16 protein-coding genes are annotated in these 19,096 nt (G+C 53.4%); 7 read left to right on the top strand and 9 right to left on the bottom strand.

What is annotated here, in order from left to right; all coding sequences use genetic code 11:
* Nucleotides 1-94 precede the first annotated feature (94 nt).
* Entirely contained in the window at nucleotides 95-1,171 is a 1,077-nt protein-coding gene (gene recA / locus DS901_RS05350; protein WP_113775907.1) for a recombinase RecA, read from the bottom strand.
* Nucleotides 1,172-1,364: 193 nt separating this feature from the next.
* Here recA and DS901_RS05355 point away from each other — a divergent pair, with 193 nt between their 5' ends.
* Complete coding sequence (locus DS901_RS05355; protein ID WP_113775908.1) at nucleotides 1,365-1,961, top strand: gamma-glutamyl kinase; 597 nt, start codon at nucleotides 1,365-1,367, stop codon at nucleotides 1,959-1,961.
* On the opposite strand, the gene DS901_RS05360 is transcribed toward DS901_RS05355, so the two are convergent.
* On the bottom strand, nucleotides 1,962-2,693 hold the full coding sequence (locus DS901_RS05360) for an RlmE family RNA methyltransferase (protein ID WP_113775909.1): 732 nt from the start codon (nucleotides 2,691-2,693) through the stop codon (nucleotides 1,962-1,964). It lies immediately after the preceding gene.
* 15 nt (nucleotides 2,694-2,708) lie between these two features.
* Nucleotides 2,709-3,821 (bottom strand): Ppx/GppA phosphatase family protein, encoded by a 1,113-nt coding sequence (locus DS901_RS05365; RefSeq protein ID WP_113775910.1) that lies wholly within the window; start codon nucleotides 3,819-3,821, stop codon nucleotides 2,709-2,711.
* A gap of 294 nt (nucleotides 3,822-4,115) precedes the next feature.
* On the opposite strand from DS901_RS05365, the gene DS901_RS05370 reads away from it, so the two are divergent.
* From DS901_RS05370 to DS901_RS05380, 3 genes are read left to right on the top strand one after another with little or no spacing between them, the layout of a single operon-like run.
* Nucleotides 4,116-4,412, top strand: a complete 297-nt coding sequence (locus tag DS901_RS05370; RefSeq protein ID WP_113775911.1) for a virulence factor — start codon at nucleotides 4,116-4,118, stop codon at nucleotides 4,410-4,412.
* A 29-nt stretch (nucleotides 4,413-4,441) separates the two neighbouring features.
* On the top strand, nucleotides 4,442-5,377 hold the full coding sequence (locus tag DS901_RS05375; protein ID WP_113775912.1) for a methylenetetrahydrofolate reductase: 936 nt from the start codon (nucleotides 4,442-4,444) through the stop codon (nucleotides 5,375-5,377).
* Nucleotides 5,374-6,441, top strand: a complete 1,068-nt coding sequence (locus DS901_RS05380) for a dihydropteroate synthase (RefSeq protein WP_113775913.1) — start codon at nucleotides 5,374-5,376, stop codon at nucleotides 6,439-6,441. Before DS901_RS05375 ends, DS901_RS05380 begins: the two co-directional genes overlap by 4 nt.
* Before the next feature lie 70 nt (nucleotides 6,442-6,511).
* Here the strand turns inward: DS901_RS05380 and DS901_RS05385 are convergent, their stop codons facing one another.
* The 5 genes from DS901_RS05385 to DS901_RS05405 form a co-directional block, all read right to left on the bottom strand.
* The gene (locus DS901_RS05385) at nucleotides 6,512-7,603 is read right to left on the bottom strand and encodes an ABC transporter ATP-binding protein (protein ID WP_113775914.1); all 1,092 of its coding nucleotides are present in this window, start codon (nucleotides 7,601-7,603) and stop codon (nucleotides 6,512-6,514) included.
* An 11-nt stretch (nucleotides 7,604-7,614) separates the two neighbouring features.
* Nucleotides 7,615-9,267 (bottom strand): alpha-glucosidase, encoded by a 1,653-nt coding sequence (locus DS901_RS05390; protein WP_181820779.1) that lies wholly within the window; start codon nucleotides 9,265-9,267, stop codon nucleotides 7,615-7,617.
* Nucleotides 9,268-9,328: 61 nt separating this feature from the next.
* Nucleotides 9,329-10,480: a carbohydrate ABC transporter permease gene (locus DS901_RS05395; protein ID WP_113775915.1), complete on the bottom strand. Its 1,152-nt coding sequence runs from the start codon at nucleotides 10,478-10,480 to the stop codon at nucleotides 9,329-9,331.
* Entirely contained in the window at nucleotides 10,480-11,706 is a 1,227-nt protein-coding gene (locus DS901_RS05400; RefSeq protein ID WP_113775916.1) for a carbohydrate ABC transporter permease, read from the bottom strand. Before DS901_RS05400 ends, DS901_RS05395 begins: the two co-directional genes overlap by 1 nt.
* Nucleotides 11,707-11,788: 82 nt before the next feature.
* On the bottom strand, nucleotides 11,789-13,144 hold the full coding sequence (locus DS901_RS05405; RefSeq protein ID WP_113775917.1) for an ABC transporter substrate-binding protein: 1,356 nt from the start codon (nucleotides 13,142-13,144) through the stop codon (nucleotides 11,789-11,791).
* 277 nt (nucleotides 13,145-13,421) lie between these two features.
* Here DS901_RS05405 and DS901_RS05410 point away from each other — a divergent pair, with 277 nt between their 5' ends.
* From DS901_RS05410 to DS901_RS05420, 3 genes are read left to right on the top strand one after another with little or no spacing between them, the layout of a single operon-like run.
* Nucleotides 13,422-14,465 (top strand): LacI family DNA-binding transcriptional regulator, encoded by a 1,044-nt coding sequence (locus DS901_RS05410; protein ID WP_113775918.1) that lies wholly within the window; start codon nucleotides 13,422-13,424, stop codon nucleotides 14,463-14,465.
* The gene (locus DS901_RS05415) at nucleotides 14,455-15,777 is read left to right on the top strand and encodes a GH1 family beta-glucosidase (protein ID WP_113775919.1); all 1,323 of its coding nucleotides are present in this window, start codon (nucleotides 14,455-14,457) and stop codon (nucleotides 15,775-15,777) included. Before DS901_RS05410 ends, DS901_RS05415 begins: the two co-directional genes overlap by 11 nt.
* A gap of 9 nt (nucleotides 15,778-15,786) precedes the next feature.
* Nucleotides 15,787-16,764: a glucokinase gene (locus DS901_RS05420; RefSeq protein WP_113775920.1), complete on the top strand. Its 978-nt coding sequence runs from the start codon at nucleotides 15,787-15,789 to the stop codon at nucleotides 16,762-16,764.
* Here the strand turns inward: DS901_RS05420 and DS901_RS05425 are convergent.
* Complete coding sequence (locus DS901_RS05425) at nucleotides 16,761-19,013, bottom strand: ATP-binding protein (RefSeq protein ID WP_113776135.1); 2,253 nt, start codon at nucleotides 19,011-19,013, stop codon at nucleotides 16,761-16,763. The two genes, DS901_RS05420 and DS901_RS05425, sit on opposite strands and share 4 nt — an antisense overlap.
* Between the last annotated feature and the right edge of the window lie 83 nt (nucleotides 19,014-19,096).

A 19,096-nucleotide genomic window follows, 5' to 3' on the forward strand; every position in this document is an offset into this window, starting at 1 on the left:
ACAGGGCGCGCAATATCTTATCACGGATGCATCACTGAAATGTAAAAAGGCGCCGCAAACGCAGCGCCTTCTAAATCAAATGTGTCGAGCCTCTTTAGATTTCGACCAGATCATCATCATCCGCGCCACCGGCGGCACCGGTTGAATCCAACCCATGCGCCGCACGAATTTTATCTTCGATCTCTTCGGCCACGGCGGGATTCTCGCGTAAGAAGCTTTTAGAGTTTTCGCGCCCCTGTCCCATACGTTCATCGCCATAGCTGAACCATGCGCCAGATTTTTCGACAACACCTGCTTTGACGCCCAGGTCAAGCAGTTCGCCCATCTTTGAAATACCTTCGCCATACATGATGTCGAATTCCACCTGCTTAAACGGAGGCGCCACCTTGTTTTTAACGACTTTCACGCGGGTCGCGTTCCCGACGATTTCATCACGGTCTTTGATCGCGCCAATGCGGCGAATATCCAAACGCACGGATGCGTAGAATTTCAACGCGTTCCCGCCTGTTGTCGTCTCGGGCGATCCAAACATGACACCAATTTTCATCCGAATTTGGTTAATAAAGATCACCATGCAACCCGAACGGTTGATAGAACCGGTCAATTTACGCATTGCCTGCGACATCAAACGCGCATGCACGCCAACACTACTGTCGCCCATATCGCCTTCAAGCTCTGACTTTGGGGTCAGCGCGGCAACAGAATCGACTACAACCAGTGACACCGCGTTTGAACGCACCAACGTGTCCACGATCTCCAGCGCCTGCTCGCCTGTGTCGGGCTGGGAAATCAGCAATTCATCAAGGTTAACACCTAGCTTCTTTGCATATTGCGGGTCCAGCGCGTGTTCCGCATCGACAAAGGCGCAAACGCCGCCTTTTTTCTGCTCTTCTGCAATCGCGTGAAGCGTCAATGTCGTTTTACCAGATGATTCTGGGCCGTAAATTTCGATCACACGCCCTTTGGGCAAGCCGCCAATGCCGAGCGCGATATCCAACCCTAGCGACCCGGTTGATGTCGCCTCGATATCGGCCATCTTGTTATCGCCGCCGAGCTTCATAATAGAGCCCTTACCGAACTGTCGTTCGATCTGTGCCAGCGCGCTTTCGAGCGCTTTTTCCTTGTCTGCGGTTTTCTTATCTGCCATTTTGAGAAGCTCTGCCGTTGCCATGTTTCCAACCCTTATTTCACGCGCCCGCCGGGGCAGCAATCACTGCTTTGTTCTTTTTATGTTCTCAACATACATGAGATCAAAATAGGAACATTGCAACTAAAATTTTCCTTTGAACAGATTTGACGAGAGTGGTTAAAAATGTGTTGATGCCGTATAGTTTTAAACGTTCTCACTAAGGATCACCGCATAAATGCTTGTCTTTGCAAAAGAAAAACTGGTTATCCTTGCGGTCCCAAAAACCGGCAGCACGGCGCTATCTGCGGCACTTGCGCCGCGCGCCTCTATTGTTATGCGCAGCCCACCTGCCGTGAAACACACGCCAATGCGTCGCTATCACCGATTCTTGCGCCTGTTTGTCGAACAATCATTGGGCAGCACACCGGAAATCATGGCGATTGTCAGAAACCCGATCGACTGGCTCGGCAGTTGGTATCGTTACCGTTCACGCGATGCCTTACGTGGTCATGAAAACAGCACCCTGAGTGTCAGCTTCGATGATTTTGTGCTGGAATACTGCAAAGGCAAGCCGGCGCCATTTGCCGCGCTTGGATCACAGGCCAAGTTTGTCCGCCTCAATGACGGTCAGATTGGCGTAGATCATCTGTTCAGATACGAAGCACAAGACAAGATTGGAAAGTTCTTGAAAGACCGTTTTGGTGGGGCAATCGATTTGCCGCGCAAAAACGTCTCACCTCGGATGGAGCTTGCGCTTTCGCAAGAAGTTTCAGCCCGATTGCACGCGAAGCGCCCCGAAGAATTTGAAACTTGGGAACAAGCGCAACCGTGATCAGTCTTCTTCGGAGGGACGCCCTTTAAAACCGGTCGCAACGACAAATTTTTCTGAACTGTCAGACCGCGACGCCGGTGGTTTCACGTGCGAAACTTTGGTAAAGTTCATCCGGAGAAGCTTTTGCAAATCAGCCTCTGCCCCACCAGCCAGCACTTTGGCGACGAATGTGCCGCCCTCATTCAGAACATCAAATGCGAAATAGGCGGCCGCCTCGCACAGGGTCATGATCCGCAGGTGGTCGGTTTGTTTGTGCCCAGAGGCAGACGCCGCCATGTCAGACATCACAACATCGGCAGGCCCACCAAGCCATCCCATGACCTTTTTGTCGGCGTCATCTTCTAGAAAATCAAGCTGATGCACCTCGGCGCCCGCAATCGGTTCGACTTCTTGCAGATCGACACCCAGCACATAGCCCTGCGCCTTGCTTTTACGTTCGCCTAAAGTATTCGCGCGTTTTACGGCCACCTGCAACCAGCCGCCCGGCGCACAGCCAAGATCGACAATCCGCGCGCCCGGCACGAGGAACCGGAACTTGTCGTCAAGTTCCAAAATCTTATAGGCCGCGCGCCCACGATAGCCATCAGCCTGCGCACGTTTAACATACGGATCATTCAACTGCCGCTGCAACCACAGCGTCGAGCTTATCTTGCGCCCTTTTGCTGTCTTTACCTTAACAGTCAGATCGCGTTGCCCGCGTCCGGATGAGTTTTTTGTTGTTTTCTTGGCCATACCACTGCCTATCGCTTAAAACGGCGCATCTTCCAAGACCCCATCTGCCGACATTTGCGCATAAAGAAGCCCTTCGCGCAGCCCGCGATCCGCCACAGATAGCCGATCGGTCGGCCAAAGCCGCATCAACGCCTGCAAAATGGCGGAGCCTGACATGATCAGCGCCTGCCGGTCCTTGCCAATACGCGGGTCTGCACGTCTGCCAATCGGGCCAAGCGACAAGTAATCCCGGATCACCGTGTCGATCTGGTCAGATGTCATGCGCAGCCCGTCAACCTTGGTCCGGTCATAGCGTTTAAGCCCCAGGTGGCTGGCCGCAACCGTTGTCACCGTGCCGCTGGTGCCGATGATTTGGAACCCTTCGCGGGCTTGCGTCGCAGCATAGGGTGAAAATTCTTCAAGGTTTTCTTCAAAAAACCAGCTCATCAACGCGAAACGCGCAGCATCATCTTCGACATCCGCAAATTGATCACGAAGTGTCGCAACGCCGAGTGGCACAGAAATCCAATCCACAACTTTAGCCGCTGCAAACGGCCCCGGATCAGATTTAAACCCGGCGTGTAAGCGCATGATTGCGCGAGGCCTTTCGCGTTTTGGGACCTTGGTTAAATCGATCCAAACCAGTTCAGTCGACCCGCCGCCAATGTCGACGACAAGCAGCTGTTCTGTGTTCACGCTGACCAGTGGCGCACAGGAAATCACCGCAAGCCGTGCTTCTTCTTCGGGCTTAATAATTTCAAGCTTCAACCCGGTCTCGCGCCGCACCTGAGCGATAAAATTGCTACCGTTTTGCGCGCGCCGGCAGGCTTCTGTCGCCACAAGCCGCATATGTTTGACGCCATGTCGCTTCAGTTTTTCACGACAAATCCGCATCGCAGATACTGTACGATTCATCGAGGCGCGCGATAGCCGCCCTGTGCTTTCTAGCCCATGCCCAAGTTGCACAGACTTTGAAAAGCTATCTACCACATGAAATTGGCTGCCCTTCGGTTGGGCAATCAACATGCGACAGCTATTTGTGCCTAAATCCAATGCCGCATAAAGCGACGCCGGATCAGGCGATTTTGGCGCGGGGGTTACGACCGCTTTGGGGAACGCGCCCGCACCTTTGGGACGCTTGGGCGCCATGATACACGCCCTCCATTTCGAGTTATCCCCAAGCTAGGCCGCGATGGGCGCAGGCGCAAGGGGCGTCGACCTATTGTGATCAGTTTCATGGGCTGGGCATCGCGTGATGCAGCCCCTATCTGAATTGCATACATCTGAAACATGAAAATTATGACCATGCCGCCCACTGGCCCGCGCGTGCCCTGCGGGTTAGCAAAGGTCGGTCGCTCAATGCGTCTGCGATGTCGAAAACCGACATTGTGGATGCATTTCGAGTGCTAGAACCGAAGTAACACAACAAGGGGAATCACCCACATGCCCGATGTCACCATAGTCTATTGGCGCGATATGCCCGCCCAAGTCATCGTTGGCCGTGGGCGCAAAGGCGCGAAAATGCCGCTACCAGAGCGGTTTGAGCAAGCCATCGACCGTGCTGCAATGAAGTCAGGCGCGGCTGAGTCAGATGATTATTTGGCCGGTTTCCGCAAAGCCGCCCCCTACCCGGTTGATGGCACCCCGCAAGAGGCCGCCGAAGCCGAAGCAACCCGCATTGATACTGAGTTCGACCAAACCCGTCTAAAAACCCTGATCGCAAACGACGGTTGGGCTTGACCCCTTTTACCCGCATATCGGAGATCGCCATGTCGCTGCTGCCCTTTCTGAAACGCAAAGATGCCACTTCTACGGGGGAAAACCCTGATATCGCGGCGTTCTTGCAAGACTATTCAATCGAGGTCATGCCGCGCACGGCCGAAAAGGTCGACGATTTCAAAGACTACCTGCCCGCTGGCACCCGGGTCTACATTGCCCATATCGACGGCACACCGATTGAGGACATGGTTGCGACAGCCAAACGGCTTGCCGATGACGGCTACCGTGTCATGCCCCATTTTCCAGCGCGGATCATCGCGGACAAGGTAGAGCTGGCGGAGTGGATCGCACGTTATCAAGGCGAAGCGGGTGTCGATCAGGCCCTGCTATTGGCTGGTGGCGTTGCGCAGCCAAAAGGCGACTTTCATAGTTCAATGCAGTTGATGGAAACCGGGCTGTTTGGTGATTTCAAACGCTTGCATGTTGCGGGACACCCCGAAGGCAACCGCGATATTGACAAAGACGGCAGTGATCACAACGTGATGGAAGCGCTGCGTTGGAAACAACGGTTCTCTGAGACAACAAGTGCTGAGATGGCGCTTGCGACGCAATTTGCCTTTGAAGCCAAGCCAATCATCGCTTGGGCCGATGCGCTACGCGATGCTGGCATCACGATCCCGGTCCATATTGGCATCGCAGGCCCGGCCAAGTTGCAAACCCTGATCAAATTTGCGATTGCCTGTGGCGTTGGACCTTCTTTGAAGGTTCTCCAAAAACGGGCGATGGATGTGACCAAGCTTTTGTTGCCATACGAACCCACCGATGTGTTGACCGAACTTGCCGCCCACAAAGCCGCAAAACCAGATTTTAACATCACCAATGTGCACTTCTTCCCGCTTGGCGGGATCAAGACAAATGCGAATTGGGCCATCCAAAACGGCGGCAGCGCAGCTGCCCCTGCGAACCAAACCAAGGAAACCACATGACCCGTACGATTGTTGAATCAAAAACAAAAACAACCATCATCGGGTTCGACCAGCCCTTTTGCGTGATCGGCGAACGGATCAACCCAACCGGACGTAAAATTTTGGCCGCAGAGCTAGAGCAAGGTGATTTTAGCCGTGTTGAGGCCGACGCTATCGCCCAAGCCGCCGCTGGCGCGAACATTTTGGATGTGAACTCTGGCGCCGTGTTTTCTAACAAAATGGCCGAAGACCCGCGTTATGCCGACAATAACTTTGTTGAACCGCCGCTGATGAAAGAACTTATCGAACGCGTGCAAGCTGTCGTCGACACGCCGCTGTGTATCGATAGCTCTGTGCCCGGTGCGCTTGAAAACGGTCTGGCTGCCGCAGAAGGGCGTCCGCTGCTTAACTCTGTCACCGGCGAAGAAGAACGGTTGGAGTTGGTGCTGCCACTCGTGAAAAAATATAATGTGCCTGTGGTCGCGATCTCCAATGATGACACCGGTATTTCCGAAGACCCTGACGTGCGCTTTGCTGTTGCGAAAAAAATCGTCGAACGCGCTGCCGATTTTGGTATCCCTGCGCATGACATCGTCGTTGACCCGCTCGTCATGCCGATTGGTGCGATGTCGACCGCTGGTTTGCAGGTGTTTACCTTGGTCCGCCGTCTGCGTGATGAATTGGGCGTCAACACGACATGTGGTGCATCCAACATCAGCTTTGGCCTCCCCAACCGACACGGTGTGAACAACGCCTTCCTACCGATGGCCATGGCGACGGGCATGACATCTGCCATCATGAACCCGATTGCCCTGCCCGTCGGCCCGAAAAAGATTGCCGAAAAGAAAGCGGAGCTTGCGGCGGCTGGGATCATTTTTCCCGAGGACATCGACGACGAGGTTTTCGTGACATTGCTTGGGCTAGGATCAACCAAAGCCAAAGCCGGCTCGGAAATGCTAGCGATCCGCGCCGCCAATTTCCTGACAGACAATGACCCGTCTGGGGCAGATTGGATCAAATTCAACCGCGCCCCTGTCAAAGAAGGCGAAGGCCGCGCGCGCACAGGCCGCCGTCGTCGCGGGTAAGCCAATACAACAGAATACAAAAAGGCCGCTGAACGGATCAGCGGCCTTTTTGTATCGCGGTCACAGATGGTTAGCGATAGTAGAGCGATTGGCCATTGTGAAAAATCTGGACCTTTTCAGCCGCAGCATGCATCCGAACGGTTTCACCGCGCAGGCCCGCATGAATGCCAGGAAGCTTACCGATTACCGCATCAATGTCGCCGATTTTATCGAAATAGAGCAACGTTACCTCGCCCAAGGCTTCGGTGATATGCACTTTACCTTCAAACAGATAGTTGTCGTCTGTCGTCGCGACCATATCTTCGGGGCGCACACCAACATTCACGTTCAGACCCTTGTCGGAGGCTTGCGTCGGCACCGCCGATGTCACCGTGCCGCCGCCATTAAGCTTCACCACAGTTTGATCACCAGTTGCAACAATTTCACCGGCCAATAGGTTCATCGATGGAGAGCCAATAAACTGCGCGACAAATTCATTTTCCGGGCGCTCATATAGCTCAAGCGGGGTGCCGACCTGTGCAATCCCTTTATTGGCCAAGACCACGATCCGCGTGGCCAAGGTCATCGCCTCGACCTGATCGTGGGTGACATAGATCATCGTGCTGTCAGGCATCGATTCTTTGAGCTGTGCGATCTCGATCCGGGTGGCGACACGCAATGCGGCATCAAGGTTCGACAGTGGTTCGTCAAACAAATAAACTTTGGGATTACGCACAATGGATCGCCCAATCGCAACCCGTTGGCGCTGACCACCGGACAACGCCTTTGGTAAGCGATCAAGATAGTCTTCAAGCTGCAAAATTTTGGCAGCTTTACTGACAGCAGCATCGATTTCTGATGCAGGCTTTTTGGCGAGTTTCAGTGCGAACGACATATTTTCGCGCACAGTCATATGCGGGTACAGCGCGTAGGATTGAAACACCATCGCGATGCCACGCTGTGCAGGCGGTACATCGTTGACGACCTGACCGTCTATTTCAAGCGTCCCATCCGTAATCTTTTCAAGCCCCGCAATCATCCGCAACAGCGTTGATTTTCCGCAGCCCGAAGGGCCGACAAAAACGATCAATTCGCCGGTTTCGATCTCAAGATCAATGTGTTTCAACACATCCACTTTACCGCCATAGGTTTTGGCGATGTCCGTAAGTTTTAGATCAGCCATCTCTTTTTCCCTTAGCTTTCAGTCTTGAGCGCAAGGCAAACTTGCCAAGGGCCTAGGTGTAGTTTCGCATCCGCAGACAGATGCGCAGAGCCCAATTCGGCCCCTATATGTGTCCACTTGCCCTCAGGCATATCAAACGTGGACGGCGTATCACTGACATTAAACGCACAGAAAATGACCTGATCACCGTCACGCCGCGTGAAATACACGACGTCCCCACTGGCACGCATTTTGTCGTGGCTTCCACGGCTGAGCGCAGGATGCGCATGACGAAACGCAATGGCCCTTCGGTAGTGGTGCAATAGCGCCCCCGGTTCGTCCTCTTGCGTGGCAACCGCCAAATGCAAATGTTCAGACGCCACTGGCAACCAAGGTTTTGCATCAGAAAAACCACCATTTTGGCTGTCAGGGGTCCAAACCATCGGAGTCCGGCACCCGTCCCGGCCCTTGAATTCCGGCCAAAATTCGATGCCGTATGGGTCTTGCAGGTCGTCAAAAGACACATCAGCCTCTGGCAGACCCAATTCTTCGCCTTGGTAAATGCAGACTGATCCGCGCAAACACATGATCAACGTCGCAAACATCCGTTGTGCGCCCGGCGCAAGCCCCCAACGGGTTGCATGACGCACGACATCGTGGTTCGAAAACGCCCAACAGGCCCAACCATCGGGGGCTTTTTGATCGACCTCATCCATGACATCAATGATACGGGGCGCTGTTGGCACATCGGCCGCCAAAAATTCAAATGCATAACACATCTGCATCAGATCATCGCCGCGCGTATATTCTCCAAGAATTTCCAATCCACGCTGACTATCGCCCACCTCACCCACGGCAGCGGCACCAAACGGTTCCATTTCTGCACGCAATCGGCGCAGGAATTCAACGTTCTTGGGATGGTTTTTATCGTAGATATGTTCTTGATGGTTGTAAGGGTTTACGGCTGGTGCCGTGTTGGCATTGCGCAGTTCAGGCGGCAAGGCCGGGTTATCGCGCAGCTGTTCGTCATGCATATAAAAATTGATCGTATCAAGCCGAAACCCATCGACGCCCCGGTTTAGCCAGAAACGGGCGACATCCAAAAGCGCCTCTTGCACCGCAGGTTCGTGGAAGTTCAAGTCCGGCTGCGACACCAAAAAATTATGCATGTAATACTGTTCACGTCGCGCGTCCCACTGCCATGCGGAGCCACCAAAAATAGACAGCCAATTGTTCGGCGCTGTGCCATCAGGTTTAGGGTCTGACCAGACGTACCAGTTTGATTTGTCGTTGGTCTTAGTCGCCCGGCTTTCAATGAACCAAGGGTGCTGTTCGCTTGTATGGCTAAGCACCAGATCGATCATCACTTTGACACCAAGCTGATGCGCAGTTTCAATCACCGCATCAAAATCGGCAAGGCTTCCGAACATCGGATCGACATCGCAGTAATCGCTGACATCATAGCCAAAGTCTTTCATTGGCGACATAAAGAACGGCGAAATCCAAATCGCATCCACACCCAGTGACGCAATATAGGGCAACCGCTGCACGATCCCCATTAGGTCGCCAATGCCGTCGCCATTGCTGTCTTGGTAGCTGCGCGGATAAATCTGGTAGATCACCGCGCCGCGCCACCAGTCTTTATCGGTGGCGATTTCAGGTTTTGTGGCGAGTGCCATCGTCATAGTGTCGTTCCTTCGTCCCCGCCATTAATAGGCCCGAGGTGGTTAGTTGGTTTTTTTCAGGTTACTTTACGGAACCCGCCAAGAGCCCGCGTACAAGATATTTTTGCATGGCAAAGAACACCGCCAAAGGCACCGCAATCGATACAAATGCCGCCGTCGCCAAGATTTCCCAGTTCCCACCGCGTGTCCCCAAAAGTTCGACGATTTGGTTGGTCATCACCGTGGTTTGTCCGGTTGAATCGATCAAGAAGACTTTGGCGACCAGCAAATCATTCCACGTCCATAAGAATTGAAAAATCGCAAATGATGCCAGTGCGGGGAATGACAGGGGCAGGATGATTTTGGTGAAAATCTGGAAATCCGTCGCGCCATCGACCCGCGCATTTTCAATAATATCGCGTGGCAGCCCGACCATATAGTTGCGCAGCAAATAGATCGCGAGCGGAAGCCCAAAGCCTGTATGCGCAAGCCATACCCCCAGATAGCCTTTGCCGATCCCGATATTCAGGTGCAGTTTCAGTAGCGGGATCAATGCCAATTGCAGCGGCACGACCAATAGCCCCACCACCATCGCAATCAAAATCGCGCGGCCCGGAAAATCCATCCACGCCAGCGCATAGGCCGCAAAGGCCGCGATCACGATTGGGATAATCGTCGCAGGAATTGTGACTATCATAGTATTGGTAAAAGCCTTAAGCATATTGTCCGTCTGTGACCCGCTGAACAGTACTTTATCGTAGTTATCGAGCGTAAAATCTGGCGGGGTTGCGGCCGTCGCAAAAACACGTTGCCCACGCCCCGACATTTCAGCGGTACCAGTCCAAACATAATCACCATTGGCTTGAACGGTAATGGTTTCACCATCGCCAAGATCGGCAGTATCACCCGCAATATAGCTGTCAATTGCACGCGAAGATGTGCCCCAAACGCCAATCTCTGCGCCGGGTTCGTCGAACAAATTACCTGTGATCGTGTAGACGCCGTCGACCAACGACTGCACGCCTTCATCATCAGGATCAGTTGTCCGCAGTGTCACGTTCTGCTCGGTCGGGAACAGTGATTGCCACCAACCAGAACTAGAAATCTGATCAGTCGTGCGGAATGACGACACCAAAAGCCCCACGGTTGGGAACAGCCACAACGCCACTAAAAGCACCACAGAAATATGCACGATCCACGTCAGTGACGACTTGCTACCAGCGATGTTATCCATCAGCGCATCTCCTTGCGGGCGTTATAAACGTTCCAAATGAGGATCGGTGAGACAAGCAACATGATGATCATGGCACTGGCCGATCCCAATCCCCAGTCGTTCGCGCGGAACAATTTATCATACATGTAGTTGGCCAAGACTTGCGTTTCCCATTGGCCGTTGGTCATCGCAAACACGATGTCGAACACTTTCAGAACAACCAAAGTAATCGTTGTCCAAACCACCACGATTGTACCGGAAATCTGCGGCATCTTGATTTTAAAAAACACTTGGAACGGGTTCGCGCCGTCGACAATCGCGGCCTCAATGGTTTCTTCGGGAATGCCGCGTAAGGCGGCAGACAAAATCACCATCGCAAATCCGGTTTGAATCCAGATCAGCACGATCATTAGGAAAAACGAATTCCAGCCCGGAATAGTCAGCCATGTTTGTGGCACACCGTAATTGTAGGTTTTCGTAAAAGCTCCAAACGCGAATGAAAGCGCGGTCAATGCGATCGCGGTTAAGATCAAAGCGCCGACAATACGCAATACAGTTGGCAGCATGCCACCTTTGCCGCTTCGGGCGGTTTGCACCATGCTCCACACAACAAACAAAGCGGCGACGGCAGCACAGATCATCAGCATTCCGGGCACAAGACGCAGGATCAAGAACGACCCGACACCGCCATCAAATTGCAGCCAAACTGCATTCAAAACGCCAATCTGGCTCTGGCCAACCGGGCGCGTGTCATAGATCAGCTTAAAAATCACCGAGGCCCCGACAAAGGAAATCGCCATCGGCATAAAAATCAAGGATTTCGCGATAGCACCCCATTTGATCCGATCGGTCAGTTGCGCGGAAAGCAACCCAAACGCGGTCGACGCTGCGGGCACAACAACCAACCAAAGCATGTTGTTTTGCAGTGCTTCCCAAAATTTTGGGTCTGCGAACATTTGTTGGTAATTCGCAAGACCGACAAACGCACCGTCTTGTTCCCGATCCGTCAAAGAATACCACAGCGTCGCGAAAACAGGGTAAGCGAGGTACAGGCCAAGCGCGAACATTGCGGGGAAAAGAAACAGCCAAGGTCGCACAAGGTTAGCGCGGTTGATATTGCGGCCAATGTTTTCACCTTTGGCCGGAAACAGCACCTTATCCAAGAATTGGTTCGAGAAATAGAAATAGGCAATGCAGCCACCTACCCCGAGAAAAATTGTGAAAAGACCCTGTAGCGCAGGATGCATCGTCGGTCCCCCCCGGGATCAAAAGAGTGAAGGACAGCGCAACATATGCTGCGCTGTCCTTTGGTGTTATCAGCGGTTTTGCTTACTTAATTGCGTCCCATGACGCTTGGATGTCAGTCGCAACTTCTGCCGCATCTTTGCCACCTGTGTAATCAACCATGCCTGTCCAGAAAGAACCGCCACCAACGGCAGCCGGCATCAGATCGGAACCGTCAAAGCGGAAAGATGTGGCGTTTAGCAAGATGTCGCCTTGGCCGCGCAACGTGTCATCCGCATAAGTCGCGGTGTTCACGCCAGCATGTGGTGTCAAGAAACCACCTTGGGCCATCATGGCTTCGTGCGCGACGGGCAGCTTCAGGAATTCCATGAATGCATTTGTCGCGTCAGATGCAGATGTGATTGCGAGCAATGTGCCACCACCTAGAACTGGGTTGCCTAGATCTTCGGCCTCAAACGATGGGAAATAGAAGAAATCCGCATCTTCGCCCAGTTCAGTGCCTTCTGGGAAGAATGACGGAATGAACGACGCCTGACGGTGCATGTAGCACTGTGGAGGGCTGTCAAACATGCCTTTAGGGCTTTCGCGGAAATCAGTCGTTGCAACAGCGCCAGCGCCGCCAGCGACCATTGCGTCGTTGCGTACGAACTTGCCGAATGTTTCGATCGCGTTGATCACCGCAGGATCGTCAAACGCTACTTCGTTTGTTGTCCAGCCGTCGTATGTTTCCAGCGACGCGGTGCGCAGCAGGATGTCTTCGACCCAGTCAGTTGCAGGCCAACCCGTTGCGGGCCCCGACCCCAGACCGATGCACCAAGGTGTGCCACCGTCAGCAACGATTTGATCAGAAAGCGCAAGCAACTCTTCCATTGTTTCAGGAACGTCATAACCTGCGTCTTCGAAGTTCTCAGGAATGTACCAAACAAGCGATTTCACATTGACGTTAAAGAAAAAACCATAGGTTTCAGTCGCGCCAGCAGCATTGGCATAGCTGCCCAGATCAACCCATGATGACCCAGCGGCATAGTTATCGGCAATCCATGCATCGGTGCCAGCGGGCAGTGGCGTCAGAAGGCCACGTGATGCCAGTGATGCCGCAAGGCCCGGCTGCGGAAATACACCGATGTTAGGCGCGGAACCGGCCTCAACATCTATCAAGATTTGCTGCTCAAAACCATCTGAGCCAACATAAGAGACAGATGCGCCAGTCGCGGCTTCAAACAGATGCGCCATGTTTGTAAAATTGTCAGCTTCTTCAGCCAACCAAGGACCCGCGATTGTGACTGTTTCACCGGCGAAATCGTTTGCGTCAGCAAATGCAGTATAGCTATCCCAAGTAAAATCACCCTCGCCCGGTGTTAGCTCAACATGACCGCCCGCGTGGGCCATGCCTGCGCTCAATGCAATTGCAGCGACGCCTACGTATAGGTTCGTTTTCATCTGTCTCTCCTCCCTGTCACGCCAATTGGCGTGGGTTAAAATGCGTGTTCAAGCGTTTGGACCTATTGGTGAGTGGTGGAATCAATGGCTTCCAAAGCGCTTTGGGTATGGTTAAACTCTGCCAACTCCGCGATAGTGTCAACCAGATCATTTCTATAAAAATGTCTTGGAATTTGCACGAATGCTCAGTACTGAAACGATTACGCTTATTACTTTTGCCCATTTAACGGGCTTAAACCTTGGAACGCGGACCAACAAAGCAGCATTTTGAAGACAGATGAACCTTAAGCAACTCTCTGAACAACTTGGCCTCAGCCAAACAACCGTCAGCCGTGCGCTGAACGGCTATCCAGAGGTGAACGCGGCCACCCGGCTCCGCGTTGAAGATGCAGCAAAAGCATTTAATTACCATCCCAGCACGCGCGCCAAGGGACTGGCAACAGGACGTGCGCTGGCCATTGGGCATGTCATCCCGATGTCCACCAAACATGAAATGGTGAACCCGGTTTTTGGCGATTTTATCGCGGGCGCAGGTGAAACATACGCGCGTAACGGCTATGAGATGATACTGTCGATCGTCGACGATTCCAACGAGGATGAAATTTATCGCAGCCTTAAACTTCGGCGTGCGGTGGACGGGGTGATTGTCCACGGCCCGCGCATTGATGATCCGCGTATCGCTCTTTTGTCCGAGATCGGGATGCCCTTCGCGGTTCACGGACAAGTTACCCATAACTCCCTGCCCTATACGTTTTTGGACGTCGACAACCACGATGCATTTGTACAGGCGACCGACTATCTGTTTGACCTTGGACATCAACGGATCGCACTGGTCAACGGGCTTGAAACCATGGATTTTGCTTATCGGCGGCGCTCTGGTTATGAAACATCACTGCGCGCACATGGGCTGGCAATCGACCCCGTGCTAATGCGATCAAGCGAAATGACCGAGGTCATCGGGTATGAAACTGCGCGCGATTTGCTTGGAATCAACAACGCGCCAACCGCCTTTATTTGCGCGTCACTAATCAGCGCACTTGGCGTGCGTCGCGCGATCGAAGAACGCGGTTTGGTGATGGGCAACGACGTCTCTGTGGTTACCCATGACGACATGTTGTCATATCTACAAAACGGCGGGGAAACCCCAATTTTCACCGCGACGCGCTCTTCTGTGCGCACCGCAGGGCGGCAGCTGGCAGAAAGCCTGCTGCACGCCATCGAACACCCCAATAACTCGCCACAAGAAACCATTCTGAAATGTGAATTTGTGGTCGGACACTCAACGGGACCAGCCCCCCGAAAGGATGAACATGGACTTTAAACGCTCTGATTTCCCTCAGGATTTTCTGTTTGGGGCAGCGACTGCCGCCTATCAAATTGAGGGGCACAAATTTGGTGGCGCAGGGTCCACACATTGGGACACATTCGCAGCGACACCCGGCAACGTCATCCGCGCCGAAGACGGTGCGCTGGCCTGTGACCACTACCACCGCTTTCCAGAAGACCTTGATCTGCTCAAAGATGCGGGCATGGATGCCTACCGGTTTTCAACCTCTTGGGCGCGCGTCATGCCTGATGGGCGCACGGTGAACCCAGACGGGCTCGATTTCTACGACCGTCTCACTGACGCGATTTTGGAGCGCGGGTTAAAGCCCTATCAAACGCTGTACCATTGGGAATTGCCCTCTGCATTGGCAGATAAAGGAGGCTGGACGAACCGTGACACCACCAAATACTTTGGTGACTACACAGATGTAATCACGGACAAAATCGGCGACCGGATGGCGGCAATTGCGACGATCAATGAACCCTGGTGCGTATCGTTTCTATCGCATTTCTTGGGCCATCACGCCCCCGGTTTGCGCGATATCCGCGCAACTGCCCGCGCGATGCACCATATCATGCTGGCACACGGCGAAGCCATGACTCGCCTGCGCGCAAAAGGCATGGATAATTGCGGTATTGTACTGAATTTTGAACATAGCCCCCCCGCAAATGACGCCCCCGAAACCATCGCGGCAGCAACGTTGCAAGATGCAATCTATAACCGTTGGTTCATCGAGGCGGCGACCAAAGGCAGCTATCCGCAAGAGGTGCTAGATGGGTTTGGCAACCATATGCCAAAGGGCTGGCAAGACGACATGGCCCAAATCAGCCAAAAAATGGATTGGCTTGGCGTGAACTACTACACCCGTCATGAAATACTGCCCGATCCCACCGCCCCTTGGCCCAGCCTGAAAGCCGCCGAAACCACATTGGATTTGACGCAAATGGGGTGGGAAATATATCCAGCGGGTCTGCAAAACATTCTGACCCGCATGGCCCGTGATTACGTGGGTGATATGCCAATTTATGTCACCGAAAACGGTATGGCCTGGGATGATCATGTTGAAAACGGATCGGTCTATGATTCGGTCCGCATGAAATATGTGTCTGACCACATCATGGCAGCAAAACACGCGATTGACGCAGGTGCCAACGTCAAAGGGTTCTTTTATTGGTCGTTGCTCGACAATTATGAATGGGCCTTTGGCTATGAAAAGCGGTTCGGCATGGTACATGTTGATTTTGACAGCTTGAAGCGCACGCCCAAAGCGTCATATCACGCTTTCAAAGCAGCCATCGCGCGTTAGGTATTTTTCATGAACACTGCACAAACGACCTTGTCCTTGGTTGCCGATATCGGCGGTACGAACACCCGCGTCGCCCTCGCAAAGGGTAAAGATATCCTGCCGGATACCGTCCGGCGCTATAGCAACGACAAATTTCCCGGGCTCGAATCTGTGTTGCGGCGATACGTTGCGGATGAAGGCGATGTGACCCCAACCGCGGCCTGTGTCGCTGTTGCCGGGCCCGTGCGCGATGGTGAGGCGACGATGACCAATCTTGATTGGACAATCGACCGCGACACGCTGACCCGCGCAACCGGGGCAAGAACCGTCGCTATCTTGAACGATTTACAGGCCCAAGGGCATGCGCTGGGGCATCTTGATCCTGCCAAGGTACAAACAGTACTCGAAGGCCCACAAGCCCCTGATAACGCAGCAAAGTTAGTCGTTGGTATTGGCACAGGTTTTAACGCCTCACCGGTCTATGATCTGGCGCACGGGCGCGTCGTGCCCCCATCCGAGAGCGGACACGCGAATTTGCCAATCCGCACTGAATTGGAATTGCGGTTGTGCCAATTCGTGTCGACGGCGCATGGGTTTCCAGCGGTTGAAGACGTGCTGTCAGGGCGCGGGCTAGAACGCGCCTATGCGTTTTTGGGCGTCGAGGCAGGTGATCCACGCGAACTTTCGGCCAAAGACATTATGGCACATTGCGACCAACGCACCGATGCGCGCGCAATGGAAGCGGCACAGCTGTTTACACGTATCTTAGGCACGGTCTGTGGCAATCTCTCACTGATACAGCTGCCCTTTGGCGGTGTTTATTTGGTTGGCGGCGTTGCACGCGCCATTTCAGGGCATTTGACAGCGATGGGTTTTGGCGACGCGTTCCGCGACAAGGGCCGCTTTGCTGGGTTTATGGGAAATTTCGGTGTCTACGTCGTGCATGATGACTATGCGGCGCTGAACGGATCGGCAGCACATTTAGTCAGCTTGGCACAGGTCGATTAACCCGCAACATTGGCGCTTAACTGGGTTTGCACAGTCTGGGTAAGCGCATTTAGCGAAAATGGTTTGGGCAAAAACACCGAATTGGGCACGCGCGGCTGGCCGTCACTAAACGCGTCTTCCGAATACCCCGATACAAAAATAACCTTTGTATTTTCGCGTTCTTTCAATGCCTTACGCACCCATGTTGGGCCATCCATTCCTGGCATGATGACATCCGTCACAAAAAGATCGACGTGTAACTCAGTGTTCGACAACAAATCAAGCGCCGCTTCGGCGCAATCCGCTTCAAGCACGGAATAACCGCGTAACCGCAACGCACGCGACGCAAAGGCACGCACCGGGGCCTCATCCTCGACCAAAAGAATCACGCCATCTGCAGGGCCTGACATTTGAGGATGCGAAGTTTGAACAGGTGGCACCGGTGCCGCAACCTGCAAATGAAAGGCTGGAAAGAGCAGTGAAAACTCTGTTCCGCTATCAACTGCACTATCGGCAAAGATGTAACCACCCGTCTGCTTGACGATCCCATAGGCGGTCGATAGCCCCAGCCCTGTTCCCTCGCCGGTGCGCTTGGTTGTGTAAAAGGGTTCAAATATTTTAGGCAGTTTTTCAGGCGCAATCCCATGACCTTGGTCAATGACCTTGACCACGACATAGTCGCCGGGCGGAACAACAGCGCGGTCTTTGATCATCGGCTCCGTCAGCGTGAGGTTTTCAGTTTCAACCTGAATTTCACCCGCCCCGTTCATCGCATCACGTGCATTCACAACAAGGTTCATCAATACCTGTTCAAGCTGTCGTTTGTCGGCCTTAATCTGAGCCAAAGCAGGATCGTGATGTAGCGATAGCGTTACCTTTTCGCCCACCAGCCTGTTCAAAAGATGCGTCAAATCAGAGAGCGTATCGCGCAGGTCGATGACCTCGGGTTGCAAATTTTGTTTGCGTGAAAATGCTAGAAGTTGCCCAACAAGGCTGGCCGCTCGGTTTGCATTTTGATGAATTTGGATCAGGTCACCGTAGTTTTGATCACCTTCATCGTGACGCAACAACAGCAAATCACAATGGCCCGAAATTGCAGTCAATAGGTTGTTAAAGTCATGCGCAACCCCGCCTGCAAGTTGCCCAATCGCCTGCATTTTTTGGCTTTGCACGAATTGCGCTTCAAGCGATTTTAGCTCTGTGACATCGTTCAATACCGCGATCAAATGCGTGTCAGGCTGGGTGCCGGCCATATTCAAAGTAACCTGAACAAATGTATTATGCCGCGAACCACGCCCCCGCAAAAATTGTGAGACCTGATAGCCGCGCCCCTCAGCCGCTTCGCGCAACCAATCGGCTATAGGGCGGCCGAGGCCATCAAACAAATCGGCTACATGCTGCCCTTCTATACCGTCCAACCCGAGCAACTGCCTGGCCTCCCGGTTCGCGGCAAGCACATCGCCTGTTGCTGAGATTTTCAAAAGCGGGACGGGCAGGTCTTCAATCGCGTCCCATCCGACACCAATCGCGCGTTTGACCGGCACCTTTGGCGGCGCAGGCATAATGATAATGTCCCGCCGTCCGGCGTGTCCCTTGATTTCGGCAACCACAACCGAAGTGCGCCCCGACGCTGCGTTCATTTCCAAAGGTTTCCCGGTTTCCAACGGCTGGTGATCAAATAGATCGACCAAACTATTGGCCTCCGCCCCGTAAAAGTCACGAAATGCTTTGTTTTTATAGGAAATAACACCATCTGACGCGGCAGCGATCAATGGCACCGCGAGCCCCTCTCCTTTGAGCGCGTCAATCCCGCCCAATTCATCGAGCCGCCAAAGCAACAGATCCGGCGCAATTTGTGTGAGCCGCAGCCGAAAATGGGCCCGCCGCGTCATGATATATTCTTTGCACGAATGCTGCACATAGGCCGCACCGCGCATACGTGACAACAGCGAAGTCGGATCCGCGATCAGGTTTTCAAAAACTTCTGCAAGATCGCGCCCGGTGCAATCACCAAAACGTCCAATCGCCATCGGATTGCAATGTTGAATACAGTTTTCCGCGTTGGTGATGAAAGCGTGGTCTGGATCAAATGCAACCTGTCGCTCCATACGTGCATGCAATCCTTGCGGGCGAAAGGCAAAATAACCCAATGCCGTACCAAATAGGACCAACGCCAAACGAAGCAAATGCAATTCAAAATACACCGAGCTAAGAAGACAAAGCCCAGCCACACCGGCAAGGGCGCCCCGTTTCCAATGAAGGGTGGTCATCAAAATACGTGGCGTTTCAGACGCTTGCCTTGTGATCACTGCCAACCTCATACCTGCATAAGAGTGGTCTACCCCCAAAAGGG

The sequence above is a fragment of the Loktanella sp. D2R18 genome, assembly GCF_003318235.1.
Taxonomy (GTDB): Bacteria; Pseudomonadota; Alphaproteobacteria; order Rhodobacterales; family Rhodobacteraceae; genus Yoonia.

Coding starts and splice junctions, on each gene's coding strand:
- recA (WP_113775907.1), bottom strand. CDS start 1,171: ATGGCAACGGCAGAGCTTCTCAAAATGGCAGATAAGAAAACCGCAGAC.
- DS901_RS05355 (WP_113775908.1), top strand. CDS start 1,365: ATGCTTGTCTTTGCAAAAGAAAAACTGGTTATCCTTGCGGTCCCAAAA.
- DS901_RS05360 (WP_113775909.1), bottom strand. CDS start 2,693: ATGGCCAAGAAAACAACAAAAAACTCATCCGGACGCGGGCAACGCGAT.
- DS901_RS05365 (WP_113775910.1), bottom strand. CDS start 3,821: ATGGCGCCCAAGCGTCCCAAAGGTGCGGGCGCGTTCCCCAAAGCGGTC.
- DS901_RS05370 (WP_113775911.1), top strand. CDS start 4,116: ATGCCCGATGTCACCATAGTCTATTGGCGCGATATGCCCGCCCAAGTC.
- DS901_RS05375 (WP_113775912.1), top strand. CDS start 4,442: ATGTCGCTGCTGCCCTTTCTGAAACGCAAAGATGCCACTTCTACGGGG.
- DS901_RS05380 (WP_113775913.1), top strand. CDS start 5,374: ATGACCCGTACGATTGTTGAATCAAAAACAAAAACAACCATCATCGGG.
- DS901_RS05385 (WP_113775914.1), bottom strand. CDS start 7,603: ATGGCTGATCTAAAACTTACGGACATCGCCAAAACCTATGGCGGTAAA.
- DS901_RS05390 (WP_181820779.1), bottom strand. CDS start 9,267: ATGACGATGGCACTCGCCACAAAACCTGAAATCGCCACCGATAAAGAC.
- DS901_RS05395 (WP_113775915.1), bottom strand. CDS start 10,480: ATGGATAACATCGCTGGTAGCAAGTCGTCACTGACGTGGATCGTGCAT.
- DS901_RS05400 (WP_113775916.1), bottom strand. CDS start 11,706: ATGCATCCTGCGCTACAGGGTCTTTTCACAATTTTTCTCGGGGTAGGT.
- DS901_RS05405 (WP_113775917.1), bottom strand. CDS start 13,144: ATGAAAACGAACCTATACGTAGGCGTCGCTGCAATTGCATTGAGCGCA.
- DS901_RS05410 (WP_113775918.1), top strand. CDS start 13,422: ATGAACCTTAAGCAACTCTCTGAACAACTTGGCCTCAGCCAAACAACC.
- DS901_RS05415 (WP_113775919.1), top strand. CDS start 14,455: ATGGACTTTAAACGCTCTGATTTCCCTCAGGATTTTCTGTTTGGGGCA.
- DS901_RS05420 (WP_113775920.1), top strand. CDS start 15,787: ATGAACACTGCACAAACGACCTTGTCCTTGGTTGCCGATATCGGCGGT.
- DS901_RS05425 (WP_113776135.1), bottom strand. CDS start 19,013: ATGACCACCCTTCATTGGAAACGGGGCGCCCTTGCCGGTGTGGCTGGG.